This window comes from Rhodococcus marinonascens NBRC 14363, assembly GCF_001894885.1.
In the GTDB taxonomy this organism is placed as follows: domain Bacteria; phylum Actinomycetota; class Actinomycetes; order Mycobacteriales; family Mycobacteriaceae; genus Rhodococcus_F; species Rhodococcus_F marinonascens.
Genome location: NZ_BCXB01000010.1, coordinates 80,652 through 100,861 on the forward strand (window position 1 = coordinate 80,652; position 20,210 = coordinate 100,861).

At 65.9% G+C, this 20,210-nt stretch carries 24 protein-coding genes; 14 read left to right on the forward strand and 10 right to left on the reverse strand.

The annotated features are described in order from the left end of the window. The first annotated feature begins 105 nt into the window (after positions 1–105). Genes RM2_RS09375 through RM2_RS09390 form a run of 4 tightly spaced genes read left to right on the forward strand, consistent with a single transcriptional unit; the run spans position 106 to position 3,954 of the window. The gene (locus RM2_RS09375; RefSeq protein ID WP_072688673.1) at positions 106–387 is read left to right on the forward strand and encodes an Rv0250c family protein; all 282 of its coding nucleotides are present in this window, start codon (positions 106–108) and stop codon (positions 385–387) included. Further along, positions 384–1,208: a succinate dehydrogenase subunit SdhC gene (sdhC, locus tag RM2_RS09380; protein WP_072688557.1), complete on the forward strand. Its 825-nt coding sequence runs from the start codon at positions 384–386 to the stop codon at positions 1,206–1,208. The genes RM2_RS09375 and sdhC overlap by 4 nt, the downstream gene beginning before the upstream one ends. A 54-nt stretch (positions 1,209–1,262) precedes the next feature. Continuing rightward, complete coding sequence (locus tag RM2_RS09385; RefSeq protein WP_072688558.1) at positions 1,263–3,197, forward strand: fumarate reductase/succinate dehydrogenase flavoprotein subunit; 1,935 nt, start codon at positions 1,263–1,265, stop codon at positions 3,195–3,197. A gap of 1 nt (position 3,198) precedes the next feature. Beyond that, the gene (locus RM2_RS09390) at positions 3,199–3,954 is read left to right on the forward strand and encodes a succinate dehydrogenase/fumarate reductase iron-sulfur subunit (RefSeq protein ID WP_072688559.1); all 756 of its coding nucleotides are present in this window, start codon (positions 3,199–3,201) and stop codon (positions 3,952–3,954) included. 47 nt (positions 3,955–4,001) lie between these two features. On the opposite strand, the gene RM2_RS09395 is transcribed toward RM2_RS09390, so the two are convergent. From RM2_RS09395 to RM2_RS09420, 6 genes are all read right to left on the reverse strand, one after another. After that, positions 4,002–4,526 carry a GtrA family protein gene (locus RM2_RS09395; protein WP_084721708.1) on the reverse strand — a complete coding sequence of 175 codons (525 nt, stop codon included), beginning with the start codon at positions 4,524–4,526 and terminating at the stop codon, positions 4,002–4,004. A 118-nt stretch (positions 4,527–4,644) separates the two neighbouring features. Then, positions 4,645–4,926: a hypothetical protein gene (locus RM2_RS09400; protein WP_072688560.1), complete on the reverse strand. Its 282-nt coding sequence runs from the start codon at positions 4,924–4,926 to the stop codon at positions 4,645–4,647. Positions 4,927–5,054: 128 nt separating this feature from the next. Then, complete coding sequence (locus RM2_RS09405) at positions 5,055–5,339, reverse strand: metal-sensitive transcriptional regulator (RefSeq protein WP_072688561.1); 285 nt, start codon at positions 5,337–5,339, stop codon at positions 5,055–5,057. Beyond that, positions 5,336–5,692, reverse strand: coding sequence for a rhodanese-like domain-containing protein (locus RM2_RS09410; RefSeq protein WP_072688562.1), 357 nt, complete (start codon positions 5,690–5,692; stop codon positions 5,336–5,338). Before RM2_RS09410 ends, RM2_RS09405 begins: the two co-directional genes overlap by 4 nt. Positions 5,693–5,776: 84 nt before the next feature. Further along, positions 5,777–6,154, reverse strand: a complete 378-nt coding sequence (locus tag RM2_RS09415; RefSeq protein ID WP_072688563.1) for a thioredoxin family protein — start codon at positions 6,152–6,154, stop codon at positions 5,777–5,779. 34 nt (positions 6,155–6,188) lie between these two features. Next, on the reverse strand, positions 6,189–7,571 hold the full coding sequence (locus RM2_RS09420) for an MBL fold metallo-hydrolase (protein ID WP_072688564.1): 1,383 nt from the start codon (positions 7,569–7,571) through the stop codon (positions 6,189–6,191). 373 nt (positions 7,572–7,944) lie between these two features. On the opposite strand from RM2_RS09420, the gene RM2_RS09425 reads away from it, so the two are divergent. After that, positions 7,945–9,162: an NAD(P)/FAD-dependent oxidoreductase gene (locus RM2_RS09425; protein WP_072688565.1), complete on the forward strand. Its 1,218-nt coding sequence runs from the start codon at positions 7,945–7,947 to the stop codon at positions 9,160–9,162. Positions 9,163–9,438: 276 nt separating this feature from the next. On the opposite strand, the gene RM2_RS09430 is transcribed toward RM2_RS09425, so the two are convergent. Together RM2_RS09430 and RM2_RS09435 are read right to left on the reverse strand one after the other, a co-directional pair. After that, positions 9,439–10,566 carry a lipase family protein gene (locus tag RM2_RS09430; protein WP_072688566.1) on the reverse strand — a complete coding sequence of 376 codons (1,128 nt, stop codon included), beginning with the start codon at positions 10,564–10,566 and terminating at the stop codon, positions 9,439–9,441. A gap of 73 nt (positions 10,567–10,639) precedes the next feature. Further along, a complete protein-coding gene (locus RM2_RS09435; protein WP_072688567.1) occupies positions 10,640–11,269 on the reverse strand; it encodes a TetR/AcrR family transcriptional regulator C-terminal domain-containing protein in 630 nt (209 codons plus the stop codon). 161 nt (positions 11,270–11,430) lie between these two features. Here RM2_RS09435 and bioB point away from each other — a divergent pair, with 161 nt between their 5' ends. The 5 genes from bioB (at position 11,431) to RM2_RS09460 (ending at position 14,391) form a co-directional block, all read left to right on the forward strand. Then, complete coding sequence (bioB, locus tag RM2_RS09440) at positions 11,431–12,444, forward strand: biotin synthase BioB (RefSeq protein ID WP_072688568.1); 1,014 nt, start codon at positions 11,431–11,433, stop codon at positions 12,442–12,444. Next, on the forward strand, positions 12,444–12,686 hold the full coding sequence (gene bsaP / locus RM2_RS09445; RefSeq protein WP_072688569.1) for a biotin synthase auxiliary protein BsaP: 243 nt from the start codon (positions 12,444–12,446) through the stop codon (positions 12,684–12,686). The genes bioB and bsaP overlap by 1 nt, the downstream gene beginning before the upstream one ends. Before the next feature lie 108 nt (positions 12,687–12,794). Next, entirely contained in the window at positions 12,795–13,535 is a 741-nt protein-coding gene (locus tag RM2_RS23850; protein WP_139277715.1) for an RNA-guided endonuclease InsQ/TnpB family protein, read from the forward strand. Next, complete coding sequence (locus RM2_RS25880) at positions 13,514–13,804, forward strand: zinc ribbon domain-containing protein (protein ID WP_139277716.1); 291 nt, start codon at positions 13,514–13,516, stop codon at positions 13,802–13,804. Before RM2_RS23850 ends, RM2_RS25880 begins: the two co-directional genes overlap by 22 nt. After that, complete coding sequence (locus RM2_RS09460) at positions 13,789–14,391, forward strand: DUF2567 domain-containing protein (RefSeq protein WP_072688570.1); 603 nt, start codon at positions 13,789–13,791, stop codon at positions 14,389–14,391. The genes RM2_RS25880 and RM2_RS09460 overlap by 16 nt, the downstream gene beginning before the upstream one ends. 3 nt (positions 14,392–14,394) lie before the next feature. Here RM2_RS09460 and RM2_RS09465 read toward each other — a convergent pair whose 3' ends face one another. Further along, on the reverse strand, positions 14,395–15,207 hold the full coding sequence (locus tag RM2_RS09465; protein ID WP_072688571.1) for an SDR family NAD(P)-dependent oxidoreductase: 813 nt from the start codon (positions 15,205–15,207) through the stop codon (positions 14,395–14,397). Positions 15,208–15,293: 86 nt separating this feature from the next. On the opposite strand from RM2_RS09465, the gene RM2_RS09470 reads away from it, so the two are divergent. Next, complete coding sequence (locus tag RM2_RS09470) at positions 15,294–15,893, forward strand: TetR/AcrR family transcriptional regulator (protein WP_072688572.1); 600 nt, start codon at positions 15,294–15,296, stop codon at positions 15,891–15,893. Between the two features lie 30 nt (positions 15,894–15,923). Here RM2_RS09470 and RM2_RS09475 read toward each other — a convergent pair whose 3' ends face one another. Further along, positions 15,924–16,658, reverse strand: coding sequence for an NUDIX hydrolase (locus RM2_RS09475; RefSeq protein ID WP_072688573.1), 735 nt, complete (start codon positions 16,656–16,658; stop codon positions 15,924–15,926). Between the two features lie 77 nt (positions 16,659–16,735). Here RM2_RS09475 and nadA point away from each other — a divergent pair, with 77 nt between their 5' ends. Genes nadA through nadC form a run of 3 tightly spaced genes read left to right on the forward strand, consistent with a single transcriptional unit; the run spans position 16,736 to position 20,204 of the window. Beyond that, entirely contained in the window at positions 16,736–17,773 is a 1,038-nt protein-coding gene (gene nadA / locus RM2_RS09480; protein WP_072688677.1) for a quinolinate synthase NadA, read from the forward strand. Continuing rightward, positions 17,770–19,335 (forward strand): L-aspartate oxidase, encoded by a 1,566-nt coding sequence (locus RM2_RS09485; protein ID WP_072688574.1) that lies wholly within the window; start codon positions 17,770–17,772, stop codon positions 19,333–19,335. The genes nadA and RM2_RS09485 overlap by 4 nt, the downstream gene beginning before the upstream one ends. Beyond that, a complete protein-coding gene (gene nadC, locus RM2_RS09490) occupies positions 19,335–20,204 on the forward strand; it encodes a carboxylating nicotinate-nucleotide diphosphorylase (protein WP_072688575.1) in 870 nt (289 codons plus the stop codon). Before RM2_RS09485 ends, nadC begins: the two co-directional genes overlap by 1 nt. The last annotated feature ends 6 nt before the right edge of the window (positions 20,205–20,210 follow it).

Sequence of the window (20,210 nt, forward strand, 5' to 3'; positions counted from 1 at the left end):
ACTTGTCGTTGTCCAGTCCACAGCTTGAAATCGGCACGGGATTCTCCGCATACCGGTAATGTGACAGACGTCACTGTGGTATTCGGCGAGGTTGGGAGAGGTTCCATGTCGACCTCCGAAATGCTTGAATTGAATCGCACCATCGACCGCCTCCGGCGCTGCGTCGGTTCCCTGCGTTCGATGTACGGCGACGCCGCCCCCGTGCGGCGACTGGACAACGATCTGGAGCGCCTTGAGATCGACGCGCGAGAACTTGACTCCTCGCCGCCGCGTGCCTCCCGCCAACCGGAGGAGCGAATCAAGGTGCCCGATACCCCGTACGACGCCGCGATGTGGCGGGGCGTCGATGACGAGGGTCTGGGCGGGCTCCACTACGAGCGCGGATGAGCGCGCCGCCGAAGAATCCCGAAAGAGCTGGTGTCAGGTCCCCGACGCGTGCCCGGATAGCCGAGCGCACGCTACGTACCGACAGGTGGTGGCAGGCGCCGCTGCTGACGGCACTCGGCTTGGCCGTGTTCGTGATCTACGCGTCCATCCGTTCGTGGGTCAGGACTGCCTACTTCGTCGAGGACTACCACTACCTGACACCGTTCTACTCACCGTGCCTGAGCGATTCGTGTGTGCCGGGTTCGAGCGACTTCGGCACTCCCATCGGCGAACTGCCGATGATCATTCCGCTCGGATTCCTGGTGCTGCCGTTCCTACTCGGGTTCCGGCTCACCTGCTACTACTACCGCAAGGCCTACTACCGGTCGGTGTGGCTGGCGCCGCCCGCGTGCGCGGTCGCGGAACCGCATCGCACCTATTCGGGCGAGACGCGGCTTCCGTTGATCATCCAGAACGCACACCGCTACTTCTTCTATTTCGCGGTGATCATCTCTCTGATCAACACCTATGACGCGATCCGCTCGTTCCGCGGCGCGGACGGCGGGTTCGGCATCGGGCTCGGAACCCTGATCCTGGTCGGCAACGTGACCCTGCTCTGGTTGTACACCGTGTCGTGTCATTCCTGCCGGCACGTCACCGGTGGCAGGCTCACCCACTTTTCGAAGCATCCGGTGCGGTACTGGATGTGGACCCAGATAAGCAAGCTGAACACCCGCCACATGCAATTCGCCTGGACCACCCTGGCCACGCTGATGATCACCGACTTCTACGTGATGCTCGTGGCCAGTGGAACCCTGACCGACCTCCGTCTGATCAATTGACCGAACACCGCATGGACGAAAACATTAGGCAGTCGATAACACCGAAGGAGCGGAATGACGGAAGTCGAACGCCACACCTACGACGTCGTGGTGATCGGTGCCGGTGGCGCCGGACTGCGGGCGGTCATCGAGGCCCGCGAACAGGGCCTGTCCGTCGCCGTCGTCTGCAAGTCGCTGTTCGGCAAGGCGCACACCGTCATGGCGGAGGGGGGATGCGCTGCCGCGATGGGCAATGCCAACGAGAAGGACACGTGGCAGACCCATTTTCAGGACACGATGCGCGGTGGCAAGTTCCTCAACAACTGGCGGATGGCCGAACTCCACGCGTGCGAAGCGCCCGATCGGGTGTGGGAACTCGAAACCTACGGGGCACTGTTCGATCGGACTGCCGACGGCCGGATCAGCCAGCGCAATTTCGGTGGTCACACCTATCCGCGTCTCGCACACGTCGGCGATCGCACCGGTCTCGAACTGATCCGCACGATGCAGCAGAAGATCGTGTCGCTGCAGCAGGAAGATTTTGCCGCGACCGGCGACTACGAGGCCCGGATCAAGATCTTCGCCGAATGCACCATCTCCGAACTCGTCAAGGACGGCGACAGGATTGCCGGTGCTTTCGGATACTGGCGTGAGAGTGGACGTTTCGTGCTGTTCGAAGCGCCCGCGGTGGTGATGGCGACCGGCGGAATCGGCAAGTCGTTCAAGGTGACATCCAATTCGTGGGAATACACCGGCGACGGTCACGCACTGGCCCTGCGTGCCGGGGCCGACCTCATCAACATGGAGTTCGTCCAATTCCACCCGACGGGCATGGTGTGGCCGCCCAGCGTGAAGGGCATCCTCGTCACCGAGGGCGTGCGTGGCGACGGCGGGATTCTGAAGAACGCCGAGGGCGACCGGTTCATGTTCTCCTATATCCCTCCGGTCTTCAAAGGTCAGTACGCGGAGACCGAGGAAGAGGCCGACGGCTGGTACAAAGATTCCGACAACAACCGCCGCACACCGGATCTGCTGCCCCGCGACGAGGTGGCGCGCGCCATCAACTCGGAGGTCAAGGCCGGACGGCAGACCCCGCACGGCGGCGTCTACCTCGACATCGCCTCGCGCATGCCCGCCGATGAAATCGTCCGCCGACTGCCGTCGATGTATCACCAGTTCAAGGAGCTCGCGGACGTCGACATCACCAAGGAGCAGATGGAGGTCGGGCCGACCTGCCACTACGTGATGGGGGGCATCGAGGTCGACCCCGACACCGGAGCGTCCAGCGTCCCAGGCCTGTTCGCGGCGGGGGAGTGCTCAGGGGGCATGCACGGATCCAACCGACTCGGCGGCAATTCGCTGTCCGACCTGCTCGTGTTCGGACGCCGTGCAGGTCTCGGCGCCGCCGGATACGTGAAGTCGCTGTCGAAGCGGCCGGTCGTCTCTCCTGTGGCCGTGGACGCGGCGGCCCGGATGCTGTTGTCGCCGTTCGACCCTGCGATCGAGGGCAGTGGCACTTCCGAGAATCCCTACACCCTTCATACCGAACTGCAGCAAACCATGAACGACCTCGTCGGCATCATCCGGAAGGAAGACGAGATTCTGCGGGCGCTTGCCGCACTCGATGAGATCAAGGCCCGTATCTGGGGCGTCGAAGTAGAGGGCCACCGCCAGTTCAACCCGGGGTGGCACCTCGCGGTAGACCTGCGGAACATGGTGCTGGTCAGCGAGTGCGTCGCCCGGGCGGCGCTGATGCGCACCGAGAGTCGCGGTGGGCATACCCGCGACGATCACCCGACCATGGAAGCCGAGTGGCGCGACACCCTGCTCGTGTGCAGCGCGGTCGGGGACATGTCCGCGCATCCCGGTGCGTCCATACCGGACATTCTGATCACCCGCAAACGCCAGGCACCGATGCGTAAGGACCTGTTGGCGCTCTTCGAGATCGGCGAACTGGGCAAGTACTACACCGACGCCGAACTCGCAGAGCATCCGGGAAGGAAGGGCTGAGATGGGCTACGACGCACGGTTCAGGGTGTGGCGCGGCGATTCCGACGGCGGCGCCCTCGAGGATTATGTTATTCCCGTCAACGAGGGTGAGGTGGTGCTCGACATCATCCACCGACTCCAGGCCACCCAGACCCCGGACCTGGCGGTGCGGTGGAACTGCAAGGCCGGCAAGTGCGGGTCGTGTTCCGCTGAGATCAACGGCCAGCCACGTCTGTTGTGCATGACGCGGATGTCGACGTTCGCGGAGGACGAGGTGGTGACGATCACGCCGATGCGAGCGTTCCCCATCATCCGCGACCTTGTCACCGATGTGTCGTTCAACTACGAGAAGGCGCGCGAGGTTCCTTCGTTCACCCCGCCGCCGGGTCTTGCGCCGGGCGAGTACCGGATGCAGCAGATCGATGTCGAACGCTCGCAGGAGTTCCGCAAGTGCATCGAGTGCTTCCTGTGCCAGAACACCTGTCACGTAGTTCGTGACCACGAGGACAACAAGCCCGCGTTCTCCGGTCCCCGCTTCTTCATCCGGGTCGCGGAATTGGAGATGCACCCACTTGACACCGCGGACCGACGTGACGCCGCGCAGGACGAGTACGGGTTGGGCCTGTGCAACATCACCAAATGCTGCACCGAGGTGTGTCCGGAAGGGATCAAGATCACTGACAACGCCATCATTCCGATGAAGGAGCGGGTGGCGGACCAGCGCTACGACCCTCTGGTCTGGTTGGGTAACAAACTTTTCCGGCGAGACAAGGCCTGAAGCGCATCTTCCGAGGTCGGCCCCGGTCCGCCGAACGTAGGAAGTCCTCATGCCCTCTGGTCCACAAATTCCGGTCGGCCCACCGTGTCGCGAGGTTGGTCTGCGGGGGCGAAGACCCATCCTCTGAGTGCGAGGAACCGCAAGCCTCCGATGGCGGCGCTGGTCGCGATCACCAGGAGCGCCTGGACAATTCCCGTGGCCGTCGGGATGAACAGGTGCAGCAGGGCGAGCACCAGAGAGCTGAGTAGCAGCCCGAGTAGCGCCAGTGTGCCGCCCTCCCACTGCGCAGCGAACCAATGCACTCGGCCCGCGGCGCGGAAGGTAAGCCGGCGGTGCAGCTCATTCGCGAGGACTGTGCTGGCGGTAACCCCCACTGTGTTGGCGACGAAGTATCCGTGTCCGGTGAGGAAGAGGAAGGCGAGTGCGTAGAGGGCGTTGCTGGACCCTCCGACAAGAGCGAAGCGGGTGAGTTGGGCGAGCCAGCCGTCGCCGCTCAGGCGCCAGAGGTCGACCCGTGCACGTATCCGGGAATAACTGGGCGAGTCAGCCTCGGATGAAGGTTCCACGGTCATAGGCCTGCCGGATGATCGCGAGGGTCCGAGAGCCGACGACGGTGACGACGTGCGCTGGTCGTGTCGCCGATCGGGGCGCACGGGAAGCGTCGGCGCAGACGGCAATCCTGAGTAACCATCAACTTCTTCTTTCGTCTCCGCCCAGGCGTATTTGGCACTTCTGGCGCTGAGCGGGGGAGTGCCAGCGGCGCCGGACTCGGAACACTGTGTCGTGGATCGCGACGGTGCGTCCATCGAGGTCGGAGGCTGGCCGTTCGGGGGCGGTATTGGCGACCACGTCCCGCTCATTCGGCTCGAGACGATCGACGATGTCGACTCCTGTGAAGTACAACTGCGCACCCGACCGACCCGGCATGCCGCCCCACTTCTGCTGCTCTTGTATGTGTTGCCCGCGCACCACCGACGTGAGCGTGTTGTCAGCGTCCGAAGATCGAGCCGAATTATCCTGATTTCGGAGGGGGAGTGGAGTTCTCGGTACAGTCGCACCGGTCGGAGGCCTGGACGGAGATGAGTGGACGGTGGGACCGTTCAGGCGAGCGTGAGGAAGAGCTTCTCGAGTTCTTCCTCGGAGAGCCGGTCGGTGCACGTGCTGTCCTGCTCGTCGAGGACGCATTGACGCAATTGCGCTGCGACGATCTTGAACCCGGCACGGTGCAGGGCGTGGGAGACCGCGGCGAGTTGCGTGACAACGTCACGGCATTCCCGGCCGGATTCGATCATCGTGATAACTCCGGCAAGCTGCCCCTGCGCTCGGTGGAGGCGGTTGAGTACCAGCGCGGTCGATTCGGCGGCGTTGGCGGGTTGTGTGGTCATTGTCGACCCTTCTGTTTGGAGTTGTATCCGAGAGTGGATGTGCCGGCAGCGCCGTTCTCGGTGGGATGCCCGGAACGCAGCCACGCACCTGTCCCGCCTGCTACCGAGACCGCGCGCCGACCCGCAGCAAGGAGAATGTCGGCACCGTAGAGACTGCGGCTTCCGGACGCGCAGATCACGTACACCATGTTCCCGTCGGGAACCTCGGCGACACGGGTACCCAGCTCGCCGAGTGGAATCCACTGCGCACCGGGCACGTGTGCCTGCGCGTACTCGTAATCTTCTCGCACATCCACGACCGGCGCTCCGGTCTCCCACGCGTCGGCGAAGGTCGGAATATCGACTTCCCGCATTTTCTCTCCTCGATTCATGCCGGGTCGCCGGCTCACTGTTCTTGATCCGCACCGTTCGAGGGCACGAGCTCCCCCGTACGAGGACTAGGCGCTCGCGGCGGATGCTTTCTGTTCGGCCAGTTTCGCGTGTACCGCGTTCATGTCGAGGGCCCTGATCTGGGTGATCAAGTTCTCGAGGGCGGCGGGCGGCAGAGCTCCGGGTTGGGCGTACACGAGCACACCTTCACGGAATGCCATGATCGTGGGAATCGACTGGATTCCGAGGGCAGCGCCGAGTTCCTGCTCGGCCTGGGTGTCGACCTTCGCGTGCACGATGTCGGGGTGAGCCTTCGACGACTTGTCGAAAGTCGGGGCGAACGCCCGGCACGGACCGCACCACCCAGCCCATAAGTCGACCAACACGATGTCGTGACCAGAGACGGTGGATTCGAAGTCCGCGGCAGTGAGGTTTCTGGTGGTCATGAGGTGATCCTTTCGGTGATGGTGCCGGAGATGGTCAGGTGGGGATGTGTTGATCGGCCCAGTCGTTGTAGCCGCCGACGAGGTCGCTGACCCTGTCGAGGCCGTGTGCGCGGAGCAGGGAAGCCCCGACGCTCGACCGCCACCCTCCGGCGCAGTGCACGACGATGGGTTTGCCGGTGGGTAGCTCGCCGAGGCGAGCGGTCAGTTGGGCGAGTGGGATGGGGAGAGCGCCAGGTATGACCCCGAAGTCGCGTTCACCGGGGTTTCGGATGTCGATCAGTGTGATCGCATCGTCTGCCAGGAGCTTGTCCAGTTCGGAAACGGTCGTGCGGGCGGCCGTGCGGACCAGATCCGCGAGCTCAGCGGGGAAGGTGCAGTCGGTGGTGGTGTTCAGATAGCCGATGGTGTTGTCCGAACCGATGCGTGCGAGCCGCATCGCGGCTTCTTGTTCTTCGCCCGGGTAACTGATCAGCACGATCTGCTGTCCGACCTCGGCGACCATGCCTCCAGTTTCGGCGAATCGGCCGTCGAAGCCGACGTTGACCGACTCTGCCAGGTGTCCGGCGGCGAAGTCGTCGACGCTGCGCGCGTCGACCACCCGAATGTCCGGGGAGGACAGAGCATGGCGGACTTGCTCGGGAGTCATCGCGGGGATGTGGCGATCCTGGTCGAGGACGGCGTGGGTGGCCTTATTCAGGGCGGCGTCTACGGAGAAATACGCCGGGACCGCGGGCTGCCCGTCGGTGATCAATGCCACGAACGCGTCCTCGCTCATCGGCTGCACCGATGGATTGGTGCGCCGCTGCTCGCCGATGGTGGAGGTGAGTTCCGCGGACAGGTTCTTGCCACAGGACGATCCGGCGCCGTGGGCGGGCATCACCGTCACCGAATCGGGCAGTGCCAGCAACGTCCGATGGAGGGTGCGGAACATCGCGCGGGCCAGGTCGGTGTTCGATCCGTCGCCGAGGTTGACGAGGTCGGGGCGGCCGACGTCGCCGATGAACAGTGAGTCGCCGGTGAGAACTGCCGTGGGTGTTGCGTCGGGATGCTCCCGTACCAGCAGGCTGATCGATTCCCAGGTGTGGCCGGGGGTCGACAAGACCTCGAGGTCGACCTCGCCGAGGGAAATATGCTCGCCGTGGGCGAGGCGGCGGATCGGGTAGTCGGCGTCGGCAGCTTTCCCGAACCCGATCCATGCACCAGTTGCCTCGAGTAGTTCGAGGTGCCCGGAGACGAAGTCGGCGTGGAAGTGGGTATTGATGACTCCTTCGATGGTCAGCCCGTGCTCGCGGGCGTCGTCGAGGTAGTCGGTGATGTCGCGGCGCGGATCGACGACGACGGCGTGCCCAGTGCTCTCGTCCCCGATCAAGTATGAGGCGTGGGACAGGCATTCGATGTAGTACTGCTCGAGAATCATCACGGTCTCCTCCGGGACGGGCAGGAACTTTCTCCTGTGTTGAATACAAGAATGCCATATACCCCATGGGGTATTCAAGTACCCCATGGGGATACCTTGTACCGAGTCCAATACTCCCTGCCGCTTGAGTAGAGGAAGTGGCGATGGGAGAAAGTCGAGATCGCAGCGTTCGCTGGCTTCGTGCGCCCCATCCTCCGGGCTGGAAAAATACCCTAAGGGGTACTTGACCATTGCGTCTTACGAGGAATACGCTCGTCCGTAAATACCCGGAGGGGTATTAGTAGCGTCGAAGCCGTGATCCCGGGCCCATTCGGATCCGAAAACACGCGGTCGGTCTCGCATCTACACGTCACAAAGACGAACGAGTGTTCTCATGTCATCCAACCCAGGAAAATTGGTGTCCCGGTACCGGGTGCTCATCGTCGGGGGCGGCACCGCGGGCATTGCGACAGCGGCACGCCTCAGGCGTGCCGCTGTCACGAGCATCGCGGTGCTCGGGCCCTCTGATCGGCACTGGTACCAGCCTCTGTGGACGCTGGTCGGTTCAGGGCAGGCGTGGGTGAAGGAAACCCGGCGCATCGAGGCGAAGCTGATCCCGAGCGGTGTCGAGTGGATTCGGGAGGCGGCGACATCGGTCGATCCGGAAGCGCAGACCGTCACCACGGATACAGGGTCCGAGATCGGCTACGACTATCTGGTGATGGCAACGGGTCTGCGATTGGACTGGAATGGGGTGCCCGGACTGGCGGACTCGGTGGGGCACGGCGCGGTCTCCAGTAACTATTCCTATGAATATGCGCCCCATACCTGGGAGCTGATCCGCAACATGCGCTCGGGGACAGCGATATTCACCCAGCCCGTCGGACCGATCAAGTGTGCCGGTGCTCCGCAGAAGATCGCCTACATCGCCTCCGACTACTGGCGCCGGCAGGGAATTCTGGACCAGATCCGGGTGATACTCGTCCTCCCGGGTGACTCCATGTTCGGCGTTCCCTCCTGGCGGCACGCGCTCGAGGAGATCGTCGAGAGATATGGAATCGAGGTGCGACTCATCTCGGAGATGGTGTCGTTGGACGGGGCATCTCACAAGGCGACCATCGCCGACCACGCCGCAGGTACCGAGGAAGAACTCGCTTTGGGCATGCTCCACGCCGTCCCGCCGCAGCGAGCTCCGGAATGGGTCGCGGAGAGTCCGCTCGCCAATCCGGCCAGCCCCTTCGGATACGCTGAGGTCGACAAGCACACCCTCCAGCATCGCCTGTACCCCAACGTGTTTGCACTGGGCGATGTCGCGGACCTGCCCACTTCGAAAACCGGCGCCGCAGTGCGCAAGCAGGCCCCCGTGCTGGTCGCCAACTTGCTCGTGACCATGCGCGGATCAGGTGAGCGTAAGAGTTACGACGGCTACTCGTCGTGTCCGTTCGTCACAGCACGGGACAAGATGATGCTTGCCGAGTTCGACTACGATCTGAATCCGGCACCGAGCTTCCCGGTCATCGACACCACGAAGGACCGCCGCGACATGTGGCTACTCAAGCGCTACGGCCTGCCGGCCATGTACTGGCACGGCATGGTCAAGGGCAGGGTCTGACGACGCCCCGCTCGCACACAAGGTCGTGTCGGGTTGGGGGTTGGCATGGTCTCGAGATGGCCTGTCGGATACGTCCTGAACACGAAGTTCTGGCCGATCGCTGTGAGGTCGGCGACGGATTTCACTATGAGCGGATCGAGACTTGGTCGTCGAACCATTCCTGCCCGATGAAGAGCGGCCGATCGTAACCGCAGACGGGAACACCGAGTGTGGTGTGAAGCGCTGTGAGCCGCGACCCCGTTGGAGATTGCGTTTGATCGCGGCGGCGATGGCCCCTTACCGGAAGGCTGACTGGACGAACTCAGTGGTATCGGGCAAGGCGGCGTACATCGTCGCGACGTGAGTGGTGGGGTAGGTGTGGAACAAGAAGCTCTGGCCCGCGGCCGCCAGCTCCGAGGTCAGCGCATACGTGAACACTACAGGGACCATCTCGTCGAAGATCCCATGGCCGATGAAGAGGGGGCGGTCGTAGCCGGTGACGGGCACTGCCAGGGAACGCTGCAATGCCGCCTGCATCGCGGGATCGTCGAGCGGCCGCGACAACAACTGGCCGATGGTGAGGTTCCCGATCTGCGCCTCCGCATCCTCGTAGCAGAGCGACTCGACGCGGCCGAGAACGTCGCGGCCGAGGGGGCTCAGGTAGCTGTCGACCAGGTCGGGATGTGCGGCGCGGAGGCCAGCGAGAGCGTACGCGATGAACACTGTGCTCCCAGCGAGCGGCAGCGCGGGGAAACTCGGGCCGGCCAGCGGCGCCAGCTTCTCGATGTTCGACGGCGCCCCGGTTGCGACGGTGCCGCGGAAGTCGAGTTCGGGCGCGTACGTCGTTCCCATCGAGGCAGTGAACAGAGCAGCCTGCCCACCCTGCGACTGCCCGAGCGCCACCCACCGGTCCGACAGGGACGGTGTCACGGCCCGGCCCGCGCGCACCATGTCGATCACGGCGTGCGCCTCCGACGGTCCGTCCAGGTACGCATGGATTCCCGGCGTCCCTAGGCCGATGTAATCCGTTGCGACAATGGCGTATCCCTGCTGCAGCCACGTTTCCAGGTATGGGCCGGCGAGCGGCCCGCTGACCGTCGGGGCGCAGGCGTCGGCGATGCCCACGGTGCCGTGCGCCCACGAGATCACCGGCCACCCGCCGGGTGGCGGCTCACCCGGCGGGAGGAGGACCGCGCCGGTGCTCAGCGCCGGTTCGTCCTGCGGGCCAATGGACCAGTAGGTCACGTACGAACCGGCGGCGACGCCCTCGGGCAGCGCGCCGGACGGTATGGGGGAGGAGGAGACGACGGCGCCGGGGCGGCCGACGGTGGCCTGCGCGCCTGCCTGGACGGGGGCAAGGAGGAGCATCAGTGCGAGTGCCGCCGCGAGAACGGTTCCTGCGCGGCGGCGGAGCGAAGACGTCATCGCGTCATCCTTGGGTCGCGGGGCGCGCCGAGTGGTCCTCGTGGGCGACTCGGCTTCAACACCATTGTGCCTGCTAGGCAGGGTGTGCGCGACTCTTCAGCCGCGCACGAATGCCGTCGACGAACAGGGAGAGGCCGAAGTCGAACCGGACCGTCGGGTCGCCGTCGAGCAGATCTTCGTCGTACGCCGCGCTGGGCGAGTGCGGGGCGTCGGGGGAGAGGGCCGCCCGAGTGAGGGCGCCGGCCGATTCCATCTGCGCCCGCGACTGCTCGTCGACCGTGTGGCCCAGCACGTAATACAGCAGCGAATACGAGGCCAACTCGGCGTGCTCGCGGGACAGTCCGTAACGCCGTCCGACCGCAGCGAAGCCCTCTCGGACCCTGGCGTTGGTCATGCGGGACGCATAGGTGGCCGAGACCAACTCTGCTCCGTCGCGGTGCGAGAGCAGTGCCGCGCGCAAACGGTGCGCCAGTTCGACGAACTCCGCGTCCGCGTCGGGGGCGGAGATCGGTGCGTCGACATCCTCGAGGATCTTGTCGGCGAGAGCTCCGAGGAGGGTCTGCTTGTTGGGGAAGTGCCAGTACAGGGCGCCCGGTTGGACGCCCAGAGAAGCCGCGAGCCTGCGCATCGTGAGGTCGGCGAGACCGAACTCGTCGAGAATTGCCATGGCGCCGGCGAGTACGTCGCCACGTCGCAGTTGCACTGGCGGATCACCCTCTCGTGAAGAAAGCCGGTGTCGTTCGGCCCGGCTTTGACAGTATCCCACGACGGATCTAACGTGAACGCAGTTCAACTTGTACGGTGTTCAATTCTTACTCATGTCGATCCGCTGCCCCTGATCGGCCCGCTCTCCAGGAGATACGTGTGACATCGGCCCCAGTACAGACAGGCATTCTCGCCCTCGCACGTGAGCAAGTCCTCGAGCGCGGCGAGGCGCTGAACGAGAGCCAGGTGCTCGAAGTTCTCCAACTACCCGACGACCGTCTCGAGGAACTGCTCGCTCTTGCACACGACGTGCGGATGAAGTGGTGCGGCCCCGAGGTCGAGGTCGAGGGGATCATCAGCCTCAAGACCGGCGGCTGCCCCGAGGACTGCCACTTCTGCTCCCAGTCGGGGCTTTTCCAGTCGCCGGTTCGTGCGGCCTGGCTCGACATCCCGAGCCTCGTCGAGGCGGCCAAGCAGACCGCCAAGACCGGCGCCACCGAGTTCTGCATCGTCGCCGCGGTCCGCGGCCCCGACGAGCGCCTACTCGCCCAGGTCGCGGCCGGTATCGAGGCGATCCGCAACGAGGTCGACATCCAGATCGCGTGCTCGCTGGGGATGCTCACCCAGGAGCAGGTCGACCAGCTCGCCGCGATGGGTGTGCACCGCTACAACCACAACCTCGAGACCGCGAAGTCGCACTTCCCGAACGTCGTCACCACCCACAGCTGGGACGAGCGGTGGAACACTCTCCGCATGGTCCGCGACGCGGGCATGGAGGTGTGTTGCGGCGGCATCCTCGGCATGGGTGAGAGCCTCGAGCAGCGCGCCGAGTTCGCGGCCAATCTGGCTGAGCTCGAGCCGGACGAGGTTCCGCTGAACTTCCTCAACCCGCGCCCGGGCACTCCGTTCGGTGATCTCGAGGTCCTGCCTGCGAGCGAGGCGCTCAAGTCGGTGGCCGCGTTCCGGCTTGCACTGCCGCGCACCATCCTTCGTTTCGCCGGAGGTCGCGAGATCACGCTCGGCGATCTCGGTGCCAAGCAGGGCATCCTCGGTGGCATCAACGCAGTCATCGTCGGTAACTACCTCACGACCCTGGGCCGCCCGGCCGAGCAGGATCTCGATCTGCTCGTCGATCTGCAGATGCCGATCAAGGCCCTGAACGACACGCTCTGATGACCTCGGCCGAGATCACCTCGGGCGGCGGAACCGAGGAACGCTACAACCCCTTCACCGGCCGCCGGGTGGTGGCCGGTGTGGGCGACGCCGTTCCCACTGCTGCGCACCTGGGGCTGGAGCCGCCGCGCTTCTGTGAGGCGTGTGGGCGTCGCATGGTCGTACAGATCAGCCCGCACGGATGGTGGGCAAAATGCTCCCGCCACGGTGTGTTCGACTCGATCGCGCCCGGACGGCGGTAGCGTCGGGGACGTGACCCAACGATTCTTCGGTGCAGGCCAGGTCCTTCGGGTCCGGGATAGCCGATCCCGTTCTAATCCGGTCTCCCCTGCTGTTCCAAGTACTGCCGGATGATCGACAGGGGTGCACCACCACAGGATGCGGCGACATACGACGGGGCGTACCGCAACTTCTTCGATTCCCTGTCGGGGAAACGGAAGGGTCGCAGGGTGGGGGCGCCCCGGTTCCGGTCCGGTAAAGACAACCGGCAGGCATTCCGGTTGACCCGTAACGGGTTCACGGTCACCTCTCGGTGTGTGCGGTTGGCGAAGATCGGCGACGTCGAACTGGTGTGGTCCCGACAATTGCCGTCGGAGCCCTCGTCGGTGTCGGTGATTCGGGAGGCGGACGGCCGCTATTTCGTCTCGTTCGTGGTGGAACGAGACGAACAGCCGTTACCGCAGGCACCGACCGTGGCCGGAATCGATTTGGGGTTGACGGATCTGGCGGTCATCGCCCGCTCGGACGGCACCAGGGAGAAGGTGCCCGCACCCCGGCACCTGCGGGCTGCGGAGAAACGTGTGGCACGGGCACAGAAGGCGCTGGCCCGGAAGGAGAAAGGCTCACACAACCGTGCCAAGGCGCGCATCCGGGTCGCGGTAGTGCATCGGAAGGTGCGCGAGACCCGGCTCGATCATCACCACAAGCTCGCGAGGCGGCTGATCCACGAGAACCAAGTGGTGGCCGTCGAGGATCTTGCGGTGGCCGTCTGGTCCGCACCGGGTTGGCGAAGTCGGTGCATGAGGCCGGGTGGTCCACCCTGGTGCGGCTACTTCAGGAGAAGGCTGCCATGTATGGGCGGACGGTGGTGAAGATTGATCGCTTCTTCCCGTCGACCCGCACCTGCTCACAGTATGGGCGGGTCGACGGGAAGAAGCCGCTGAATGTCCGCACCTGGTGGTGCCCCTGTGGGGCGCACCTGGACCGCGATTACAACGCCGCGGTGAATATCATCGACGCTGCCGGGCTGGCAGGGTCGTTAAACGCTTGTGGAGCAGATGTCAGACTTCGGCTTGCCGGGGCAGTCAGCGATGAAGCAGGAACCCACCGAACGGAGGACACATCATGTGTTCCCGCGTAGGAATCCCGGCCGTTCAGGGCCAGGAGGATGTCAACACACTCCCGCGCATCAGGCTTCGATCTGCCGCCGGAATCTTCTGTGGGGCGGTGACGGTGAGCGCACTCGTGGGCGTGGCGTGGGGGGTGCTTGCGCCGCCTGAACAATTGCTGGTGGTCGCACCCGACCGGGGGGTGGCGCTGACGGGCGAGAGCGTGCACCGCTTCGACGCGATCGGGATGTTCGCGTGTGCGGGTCTCGTGGTGGGCATCCTCACCGCGGTCGCGGCATGGGCTCTGCGGCGTAGCCGCGGCCCGGTCACTTTCGGTGCAGTCCTTGCCGGCAGTGCGGCCGGAGCCTGCGTCATGGCGCTCGCTGGACTCGGTCTGGCCGCGCTGCGATTTCCCCACCCGGACACGACCGCTACCGGAACCGTGGTCGCGGTCGCGCCGGGTATCGGGACCCTGCTGGTGCTGGTCTTCCAGCCCCTCGTCGCCAGCGTCGTGACGCTCGTACTCGCCGCCCTCAACCCGTACGACGATCTCGGCGTCAGTGATCATCCGATCGAACTCGACGAGCCGGAAGTCCGGGACCCGGCAATTACTTCGTGATCGCTACTTCTCGACCTTGGCGCGCAACCGCACGTTACCGAGCATGCGCCCGACGATCAGCGCGGTGATCCGGCGGGTCGCCAGGCGCGAGCCGAGTGCCGATATCTTGTTCGTCCACCCGGAAATGACGCTCGGCGGTGGGTTGCGGCGGTCGAGGGCACGGAATGCGGTGTTCATCACCTGTTCTGCGGTTTGCATGTGCCCGGCGGCGGCGTCCTGGGATCCGACGACGTCGAAGAACTCGGTGTGTGTCGGGCCCGGGGAGAGCGCGAGCACTGTCAGTCCGGTGCCCCGGGCCTCCGCCCACAACGCCTCCGTGAAGTGGAGGACGAATGCCTTGCTCGCCCCGTAGACGGCCATACCGGGGGTCGGCTGGTACGCGGTGCTGCTCGCGATGTTCAGCAGTAGGCCGCGTCCGCGGAGTAGATCGGGCAGGAAGATGTGGGATAACTCGACGAGCGTCGTGACGTTGAGCTGAATGAGAGAGGTGAGCCTGTCCAGGTCCGCGGACGCGAAGTCTCCGTGCGTGCCGAATCCAGCGTTGTTGACCAGGGAGTCGATGCGGATGTCGCGGGCGGTGAGTTCGCTTCTCAGTCGTTCGCCGGCGCCGGGGGTGGCGAGGTCGAACGGGAGCACGGTGACCGATGCCTGGTGCTTGTCGCGGAGTTCGGTCGCGAGCTGCTCGAGCCGGTCTTCGCGGCGGGCGACGAGAACGAGGTTCGCACCTCGCTCGGCAAAGCGTCGGGCGAAATCGGCGCCGAGGCCCGCGCTGGCGCCGGTGATGAGGACGGTCGTTCCGGATACGTCTAGAGACATGTGTGCGCTCCTGAGTCGGTAAGTTCCCCCGAATGTAGTCAGTGACAACAAAGTAGTCAATGCCAACATTTTGCTACGATTGCGCCATGTCCGTCGCCGAGCAGCCGTACCACCACGGGAGTCTGCGGCAGGTGCTGCTCGCTCGCGCCGAGAGCACGCTCGAGGAGGACGGCGTCGACGGACTCTCCCTTCGGCGCCTCGCCAGGGAGGCCGGGGTCAGCCACGCGGCACCGAGCAAACATTTCCGGGATCGGCAGGCCTTGCTCGACGCGCTCGCCGAGTCGGGGTTTCTACGTCTGACGAAGGCGCTCGAACAGGCAATGGACGAGGCGGAACCACATGCCCGCGCCCGCTTCGGTGCACTCGCGGGCACCTACGTGACGTTCGCGCTCACACACGACGAGTTGCTCGCACTGATGTACAGCCGCAAGAAGGCGCCCGGGGCTGCCGCCCAGGTGGTGGAGGCCGGCCACACGTCGATGGATCTGACGGTGCGGATCGTGACCGAGGCCCAGACCGCGGGCGACATCGGTCCCGGGGACCCGTCGCGCATAGCCCTGGTCGCGTTCGCGACCTTCCACGGCATCGCGACTCTCGCCGCGGCCGGGATGCTCGACGGCGCCCCGGTCGACGAGGTGGTCGCCGCTGCATCCGATATGTTCTGGCGAGGTCTCGCTCAGGGGTGACGTTTCGCAGGGCAGCCCTACCGAAGGCGGTCAGACCGGCGGTCGCAGCGCCGCGAACTCGTCGGTGACGCGCAAGCAGGAGTCGGTGAAGCGGTAGAGCGCGGCCGGGCGCCCGCCCGTGCGCCCGGACCGGGCCGTGTTCCCCGTCGCGGTCAGCACGCCGCGCCTGCCGAGCACGCGCGCCAGATTGGTGGCGTCCACTTGGTAACCGAGGGCGGCGCAATAGATTTCGCGCAGCGTCGACATGGGGAACTCGGCGGGAGCGAGGCCGTAGGCGATGTTGGTGTACGACAGCTTGGCGGCGAGCCGTGTTCGGGCGTGCTCGACGACGGTCCCGTGATCGAAGGCCATCTCGGGCAGGTCGGACACCGGGTGCCATACGGTGTCCGTCGGCAACTTCGGATCGGCGGGGAGCGGGACGAGTCCGAGGAAGGTCGACGCGATGGTGCGCGGACCTGGCACCCGGTGAGGGTCGCTGAACACCGACAGCTGTTCGAGATGCGAGACCTCCTGCACGTCCACCTTCTCGGCCAGTTGCCGCCGCGCAGATGTGATGAGGTCCTCATCGTTGCGGACGAGTCCGCCGGGTAATGACCACGCGTCCGCCTGCGGATCACGGGCCCGCTGCCACAGCAATACCGCGAGTTCCGTGGCCCCGCCCGCGTGACACACCGCACCTGATCGGCTCGCGACGGCGTCGGCGGGGAAGTGGCGAACCTGGAACACCGCGGTGAGCACTTCATGCGTGGTGCTACTATTGGGCATGTTTTCGATCCTAAGTCGAAAACCCTGATTTCGGAAATTTGGACCGGCCCGCCGAGTCCACGGTGAAGGAGCAAGCCATGACGACCTCTACGTTGTGGGCGGGAACACGCCCGCAGATTCAGGACGGTCCCGGCGGCTACGCGGGCGTCGAGGCGACCGAAGAGTGGGCTGCCGAGATCAAGCGGTTGGCACGGGAACGGGGAGCGACCCTCCTCGCGCACAACTATCAGTTGCCCGCCATTCAGGACGTTGCCGACCACGTGGGCGACTCCCTGGCGCTCTCGCGCCTCGCGGCGGAGGCGCCCGAGGACACGATCGTGTTCTGCGGCGTGCATTTCATGGCGGAGACCGCGAAGATCCTCAGTCCGGCCAAGACCGTGCTGATCCCGGACGAGCGCGCCGGCTGTTCGCTGGCCGACTCCATCACGGCCGCTCAACTGCGTGAATGGAAGGCCGAGTTTCCCGACGCGATCGTCGTCTCGTACGTCAACACCACCGCCGAGGTGAAGGGGCTGACGGACATTTGCTGCACGTCGTCCAACGCCGTCGACGTCGTCGCGTCCATCGACCCCGACCGCGAGGTGCTGTTCCTTCCCGATCAGTTCCTCGGCGCCCACGTCAAGCGGGTCACCGGTCGCGAGAACATGCAGATCTGGGCTGGCGAGTGCCACGTGCACGCCGGCATCAACGGCGACGAATTGACGGCCCGGGCCAAGGCGCACCCCGATGCCGAACTGTACGTCCACCCCGAGTGTGGCTGCGCCACATCGGCGCTGTACCTCGCCGGTGAGGGATTCGTGCCCGAGGACAAGGTGAAGATCCTGTCCACCGGCGGCATGCTCGACGCCGCCCGGGCGACCGGCGCCAAGCAGGTCCTCGTCGCCACCGAGATCGGAATGCTCCACCAGTTGCGCAAGGCCGCGCCCGAGGTGGACTTCCAGGCCGTCAACGACCGCGCGTCCTGCCCCTACATGAAGATGATCACCCCGGCCGCCCTGCTCCGCTGCCTGCTCGAGGGCAAGGACGAGGTTCACGTAGATCTCGCGACCGCCGAGCGTGCCCGCAAGTCGGTGCAACGAATGATCGAGATCGGGAATTCGGGCGGCGGGGAGTGACCGGACCCGTCCGGGGGATCCTCTGGGAGGAGCACGCCGACCTCGTCGTGATCGGTGGTGGGGTAGCCGGACTGACGGCTGCCCGCACTGCCGCGCTGCGGGGCCTGACGGTGCTGACCGTCAGCAAGGGAGGACCGGCCGACACCGCGACTCAGTACGCGCAGGGCGGCATTGCGGTCGTGGCCGAAGCCGGGGACTCGGTCGACTCGCACGTCGCTGACACCTGTGAGGCGGGGGCCGGGCTGTGCGACGAGGAAGCCGTGCGCTCGATCGTGGCCGGCGGCCAGGACGCGGTGACGGCGCTCGCCGAACTCGGCGCGGTGTTCGACCGCGGCCGGGACGGAGAGGTGTCCTGTACCCGGGAGGGCGGACACAGCACACACCGGATCATCCACGCCGGCGGCGACGCGACCGGCGCCGAGGTGCAGCGCGCGCTCGGGGCCGCCGGCTCGTCCGTGCTGTTCGACGCGGCCGCGGTCCGGGTGCTGACCGACGCCCGCGGGGTGACCGGTGTCCTCGTCGAGTCCCCGCGCGGCCTCGGGGTAGTCCATTGCCCGTCGGTGCTGCTGGCGACGGGTGGGCTCGGTCAGCTGTACACGAGCAGCACCAACCCGCCCGGAGCCACGGCGGACGGTATCGCACTCGCACTGGATGCGGGCGCCGTCGTCGCGGATCTCGAGTTCGTGCAGTTCCATCCGACGGTCCTGTTCACCCCCGGCGGGCTCGGGCGGCGTCCGCTGATCAGCGAAGCGGTCCGCGGAGAGGGCGCGATCCTCGTCGACGCCGCCGGCGATTCCGTGACCGCCGGGGTGCATCCATTGGGCGACCTCGCACCCCGTGACGTCGTGTCGCGAGCGATCGCATCGAGGCTTCGGGAACTGGGCCAGGATCACGTGTATCTCGATGCGCGACACCTGAGGGGTTTCGCGCAGCGGTTCCCGACGGTCACGGCGTCTTGCCTGGAAGCCGGGATCGATCCGCGTGAGCAGTTGATCCCGGTGGCGCCCGCCGCGCACTACGCGTGCGGTGGCGTGGTGACCGATGTCCACGGCCGCACCGCGGTTCCCGGTCTCTACGCCGCGGGGGAGGTGGCACGCACCGGTCTACACGGCGCGAACAGGCTGGCCTCGAACAGCCTCCTCGAGGGGCTCGTGGTCGGCGAACGCGTCGGTGCGGCGGCCGCCGAGCGATCCGACGTCCGGGTGGAAGCAGTCGACCCTGAACAACGGGCGATGCCGTCCGTACCACGAGAGCTGTTGCAGCAGTTGATGACCGACCATTCGTTTGTCGTCCGGGACGCGGTCGGCCTCGAGGCGGTGGCCGATGCCCTGGCCTCCGCGCCGAGCACCGTGCCGGAGGGAGAGACCGCCCTGGCGGACGCTGCCCTCACCGTTGCCGCATCCGCGCTGGTGCTCGCCGCCGCCGCGCGGACCGAGAGCCGCGGATGCCACACCCGCAGTGACTACCCGGAGACGTCGGAAGAGTGGCGTCGCAGCACGCACGTGCGGTTGCGGAACGCCGAATTGGAACTTCTCGAACCCCAATTGTCAGGAGCGGCGTGATGACCGACCCCTTGCTTCCGCACGGACTGGACGCGGACGAGGTGCGTGCGCTCCTGCGTCTCGCGCTGGACGAGGATCTGCGGTACGGACCCGATGTCACTTCGGTGGCCACGGTCCCGGCCGACGCCGTGGCCACGGCGTCTGTGGTGTCCCGTGCGCACGGGACCGTCGCCGGTCTGGATGTGGGACTGCTGGTGCTCGACGAGGTGATCGGAGCGGGCGGTTACAAGGTGCTCGACCGGGTCGCCGACGGCACCCGGGTCGCCCCCGGGCAGTCGGTGCTGACGGTGTCCGCTCCGACGCGCGGGCTGTTCACCGCCGAGCGCACGATGCTCAACCTGGTCTGCCATCTCTCCGGCATCGCGACCGCGACCGCCGCGTGGGTGGATGCGGTCGAGGGCACCGGCGCGAAGATCCGCGACAGCCGCAAGACCCTGCCGGGGCTGCGAGCCCTACAGAAGTACGCCGTCCGGGTAGGGGGCGGTGTCAACCACCGCATGGGTCTCGGCGACGCCGCGCTGATCAAGGACAACCACGTCGCCGCCGCCGGCTCGGTGGTGGCCGCCTTGCACGCCGTCCGGGAAGCCGCACCGGGCCTTGAGTGCGAGGTGGAGGTCGACAGCCTCGAGCAACTCGACGAGGTGCTGGCCGAGAACGTCGAACTGGTGCTGCTCGACAATTTCCCGCTGTGGCAGACGCAGATCGCGGTGCAGCGCCGGGACACGAACGCCCCCGGCACCAAGCTGGAATCGTCAGGGGGGCTGGCCCTCGAGGTCGCGGCCGACTACGCCAGCACCGGTGTCGACTACCTCGCAGTCGGTGCGCTCACCCATTCGGTGACCGTCCTGGACCTCGGCCTCGATATGTGACGACCT

Excerpts from the sequence above, each read along its gene's own strand:
- RM2_RS09375 (WP_072688673.1), top strand. The coding sequence starts at position 106 with ATGTCGACCTCCGAAATGCTTGAATTGAATCGCACCATCGACCGCCTC.
- sdhC (WP_072688557.1), top strand. The coding sequence starts at position 384 with ATGAGCGCGCCGCCGAAGAATCCCGAAAGAGCTGGTGTCAGGTCCCCG.
- RM2_RS09385 (WP_072688558.1), top strand. The coding sequence starts at position 1,263 with ATGACGGAAGTCGAACGCCACACCTACGACGTCGTGGTGATCGGTGCC.
- RM2_RS09390 (WP_072688559.1), top strand. The coding sequence starts at position 3,199 with ATGGGCTACGACGCACGGTTCAGGGTGTGGCGCGGCGATTCCGACGGC.
- RM2_RS09395 (WP_084721708.1), bottom strand. The coding sequence starts at position 4,526 with ATGACCGTGGAACCTTCATCCGAGGCTGACTCGCCCAGTTATTCCCGG.
- RM2_RS09405 (WP_072688561.1), bottom strand. The coding sequence starts at position 5,339 with ATGACCACACAACCCGCCAACGCCGCCGAATCGACCGCGCTGGTACTC.
- RM2_RS09410 (WP_072688562.1), bottom strand. The coding sequence starts at position 5,692 with ATGCGGGAAGTCGATATTCCGACCTTCGCCGACGCGTGGGAGACCGGA.
- RM2_RS09415 (WP_072688563.1), bottom strand. The coding sequence starts at position 6,154 with ATGACCACCAGAAACCTCACTGCCGCGGACTTCGAATCCACCGTCTCT.
- RM2_RS09420 (WP_072688564.1), bottom strand. The coding sequence starts at position 7,571 with ATGATTCTCGAGCAGTACTACATCGAATGCCTGTCCCACGCCTCATAC.
- RM2_RS09425 (WP_072688565.1), top strand. The coding sequence starts at position 7,945 with ATGTCATCCAACCCAGGAAAATTGGTGTCCCGGTACCGGGTGCTCATC.
- RM2_RS09430 (WP_072688566.1), bottom strand. The coding sequence starts at position 10,566 with ATGACGTCTTCGCTCCGCCGCCGCGCAGGAACCGTTCTCGCGGCGGCA.
- bsaP (WP_072688569.1), top strand. The coding sequence starts at position 12,444 with ATGACCTCGGCCGAGATCACCTCGGGCGGCGGAACCGAGGAACGCTAC.
- RM2_RS23850 (WP_139277715.1), top strand. The coding sequence starts at position 12,795 with ATGATCGACAGGGGTGCACCACCACAGGATGCGGCGACATACGACGGG.
- RM2_RS25880 (WP_139277716.1), top strand. The coding sequence starts at position 13,514 with ATGTATGGGCGGACGGTGGTGAAGATTGATCGCTTCTTCCCGTCGACC.
- RM2_RS09460 (WP_072688570.1), top strand. The coding sequence starts at position 13,789 with ATGTGTTCCCGCGTAGGAATCCCGGCCGTTCAGGGCCAGGAGGATGTC.
- RM2_RS09465 (WP_072688571.1), bottom strand. The coding sequence starts at position 15,207 with ATGTCTCTAGACGTATCCGGAACGACCGTCCTCATCACCGGCGCCAGC.
- RM2_RS09470 (WP_072688572.1), top strand. The coding sequence starts at position 15,294 with ATGTCCGTCGCCGAGCAGCCGTACCACCACGGGAGTCTGCGGCAGGTG.
- RM2_RS09475 (WP_072688573.1), bottom strand. The coding sequence starts at position 16,658 with ATGCCCAATAGTAGCACCACGCATGAAGTGCTCACCGCGGTGTTCCAG.
- nadA (WP_072688677.1), top strand. The coding sequence starts at position 16,736 with ATGACGACCTCTACGTTGTGGGCGGGAACACGCCCGCAGATTCAGGAC.
- nadC (WP_072688575.1), top strand. The coding sequence starts at position 19,335 with ATGACCGACCCCTTGCTTCCGCACGGACTGGACGCGGACGAGGTGCGT.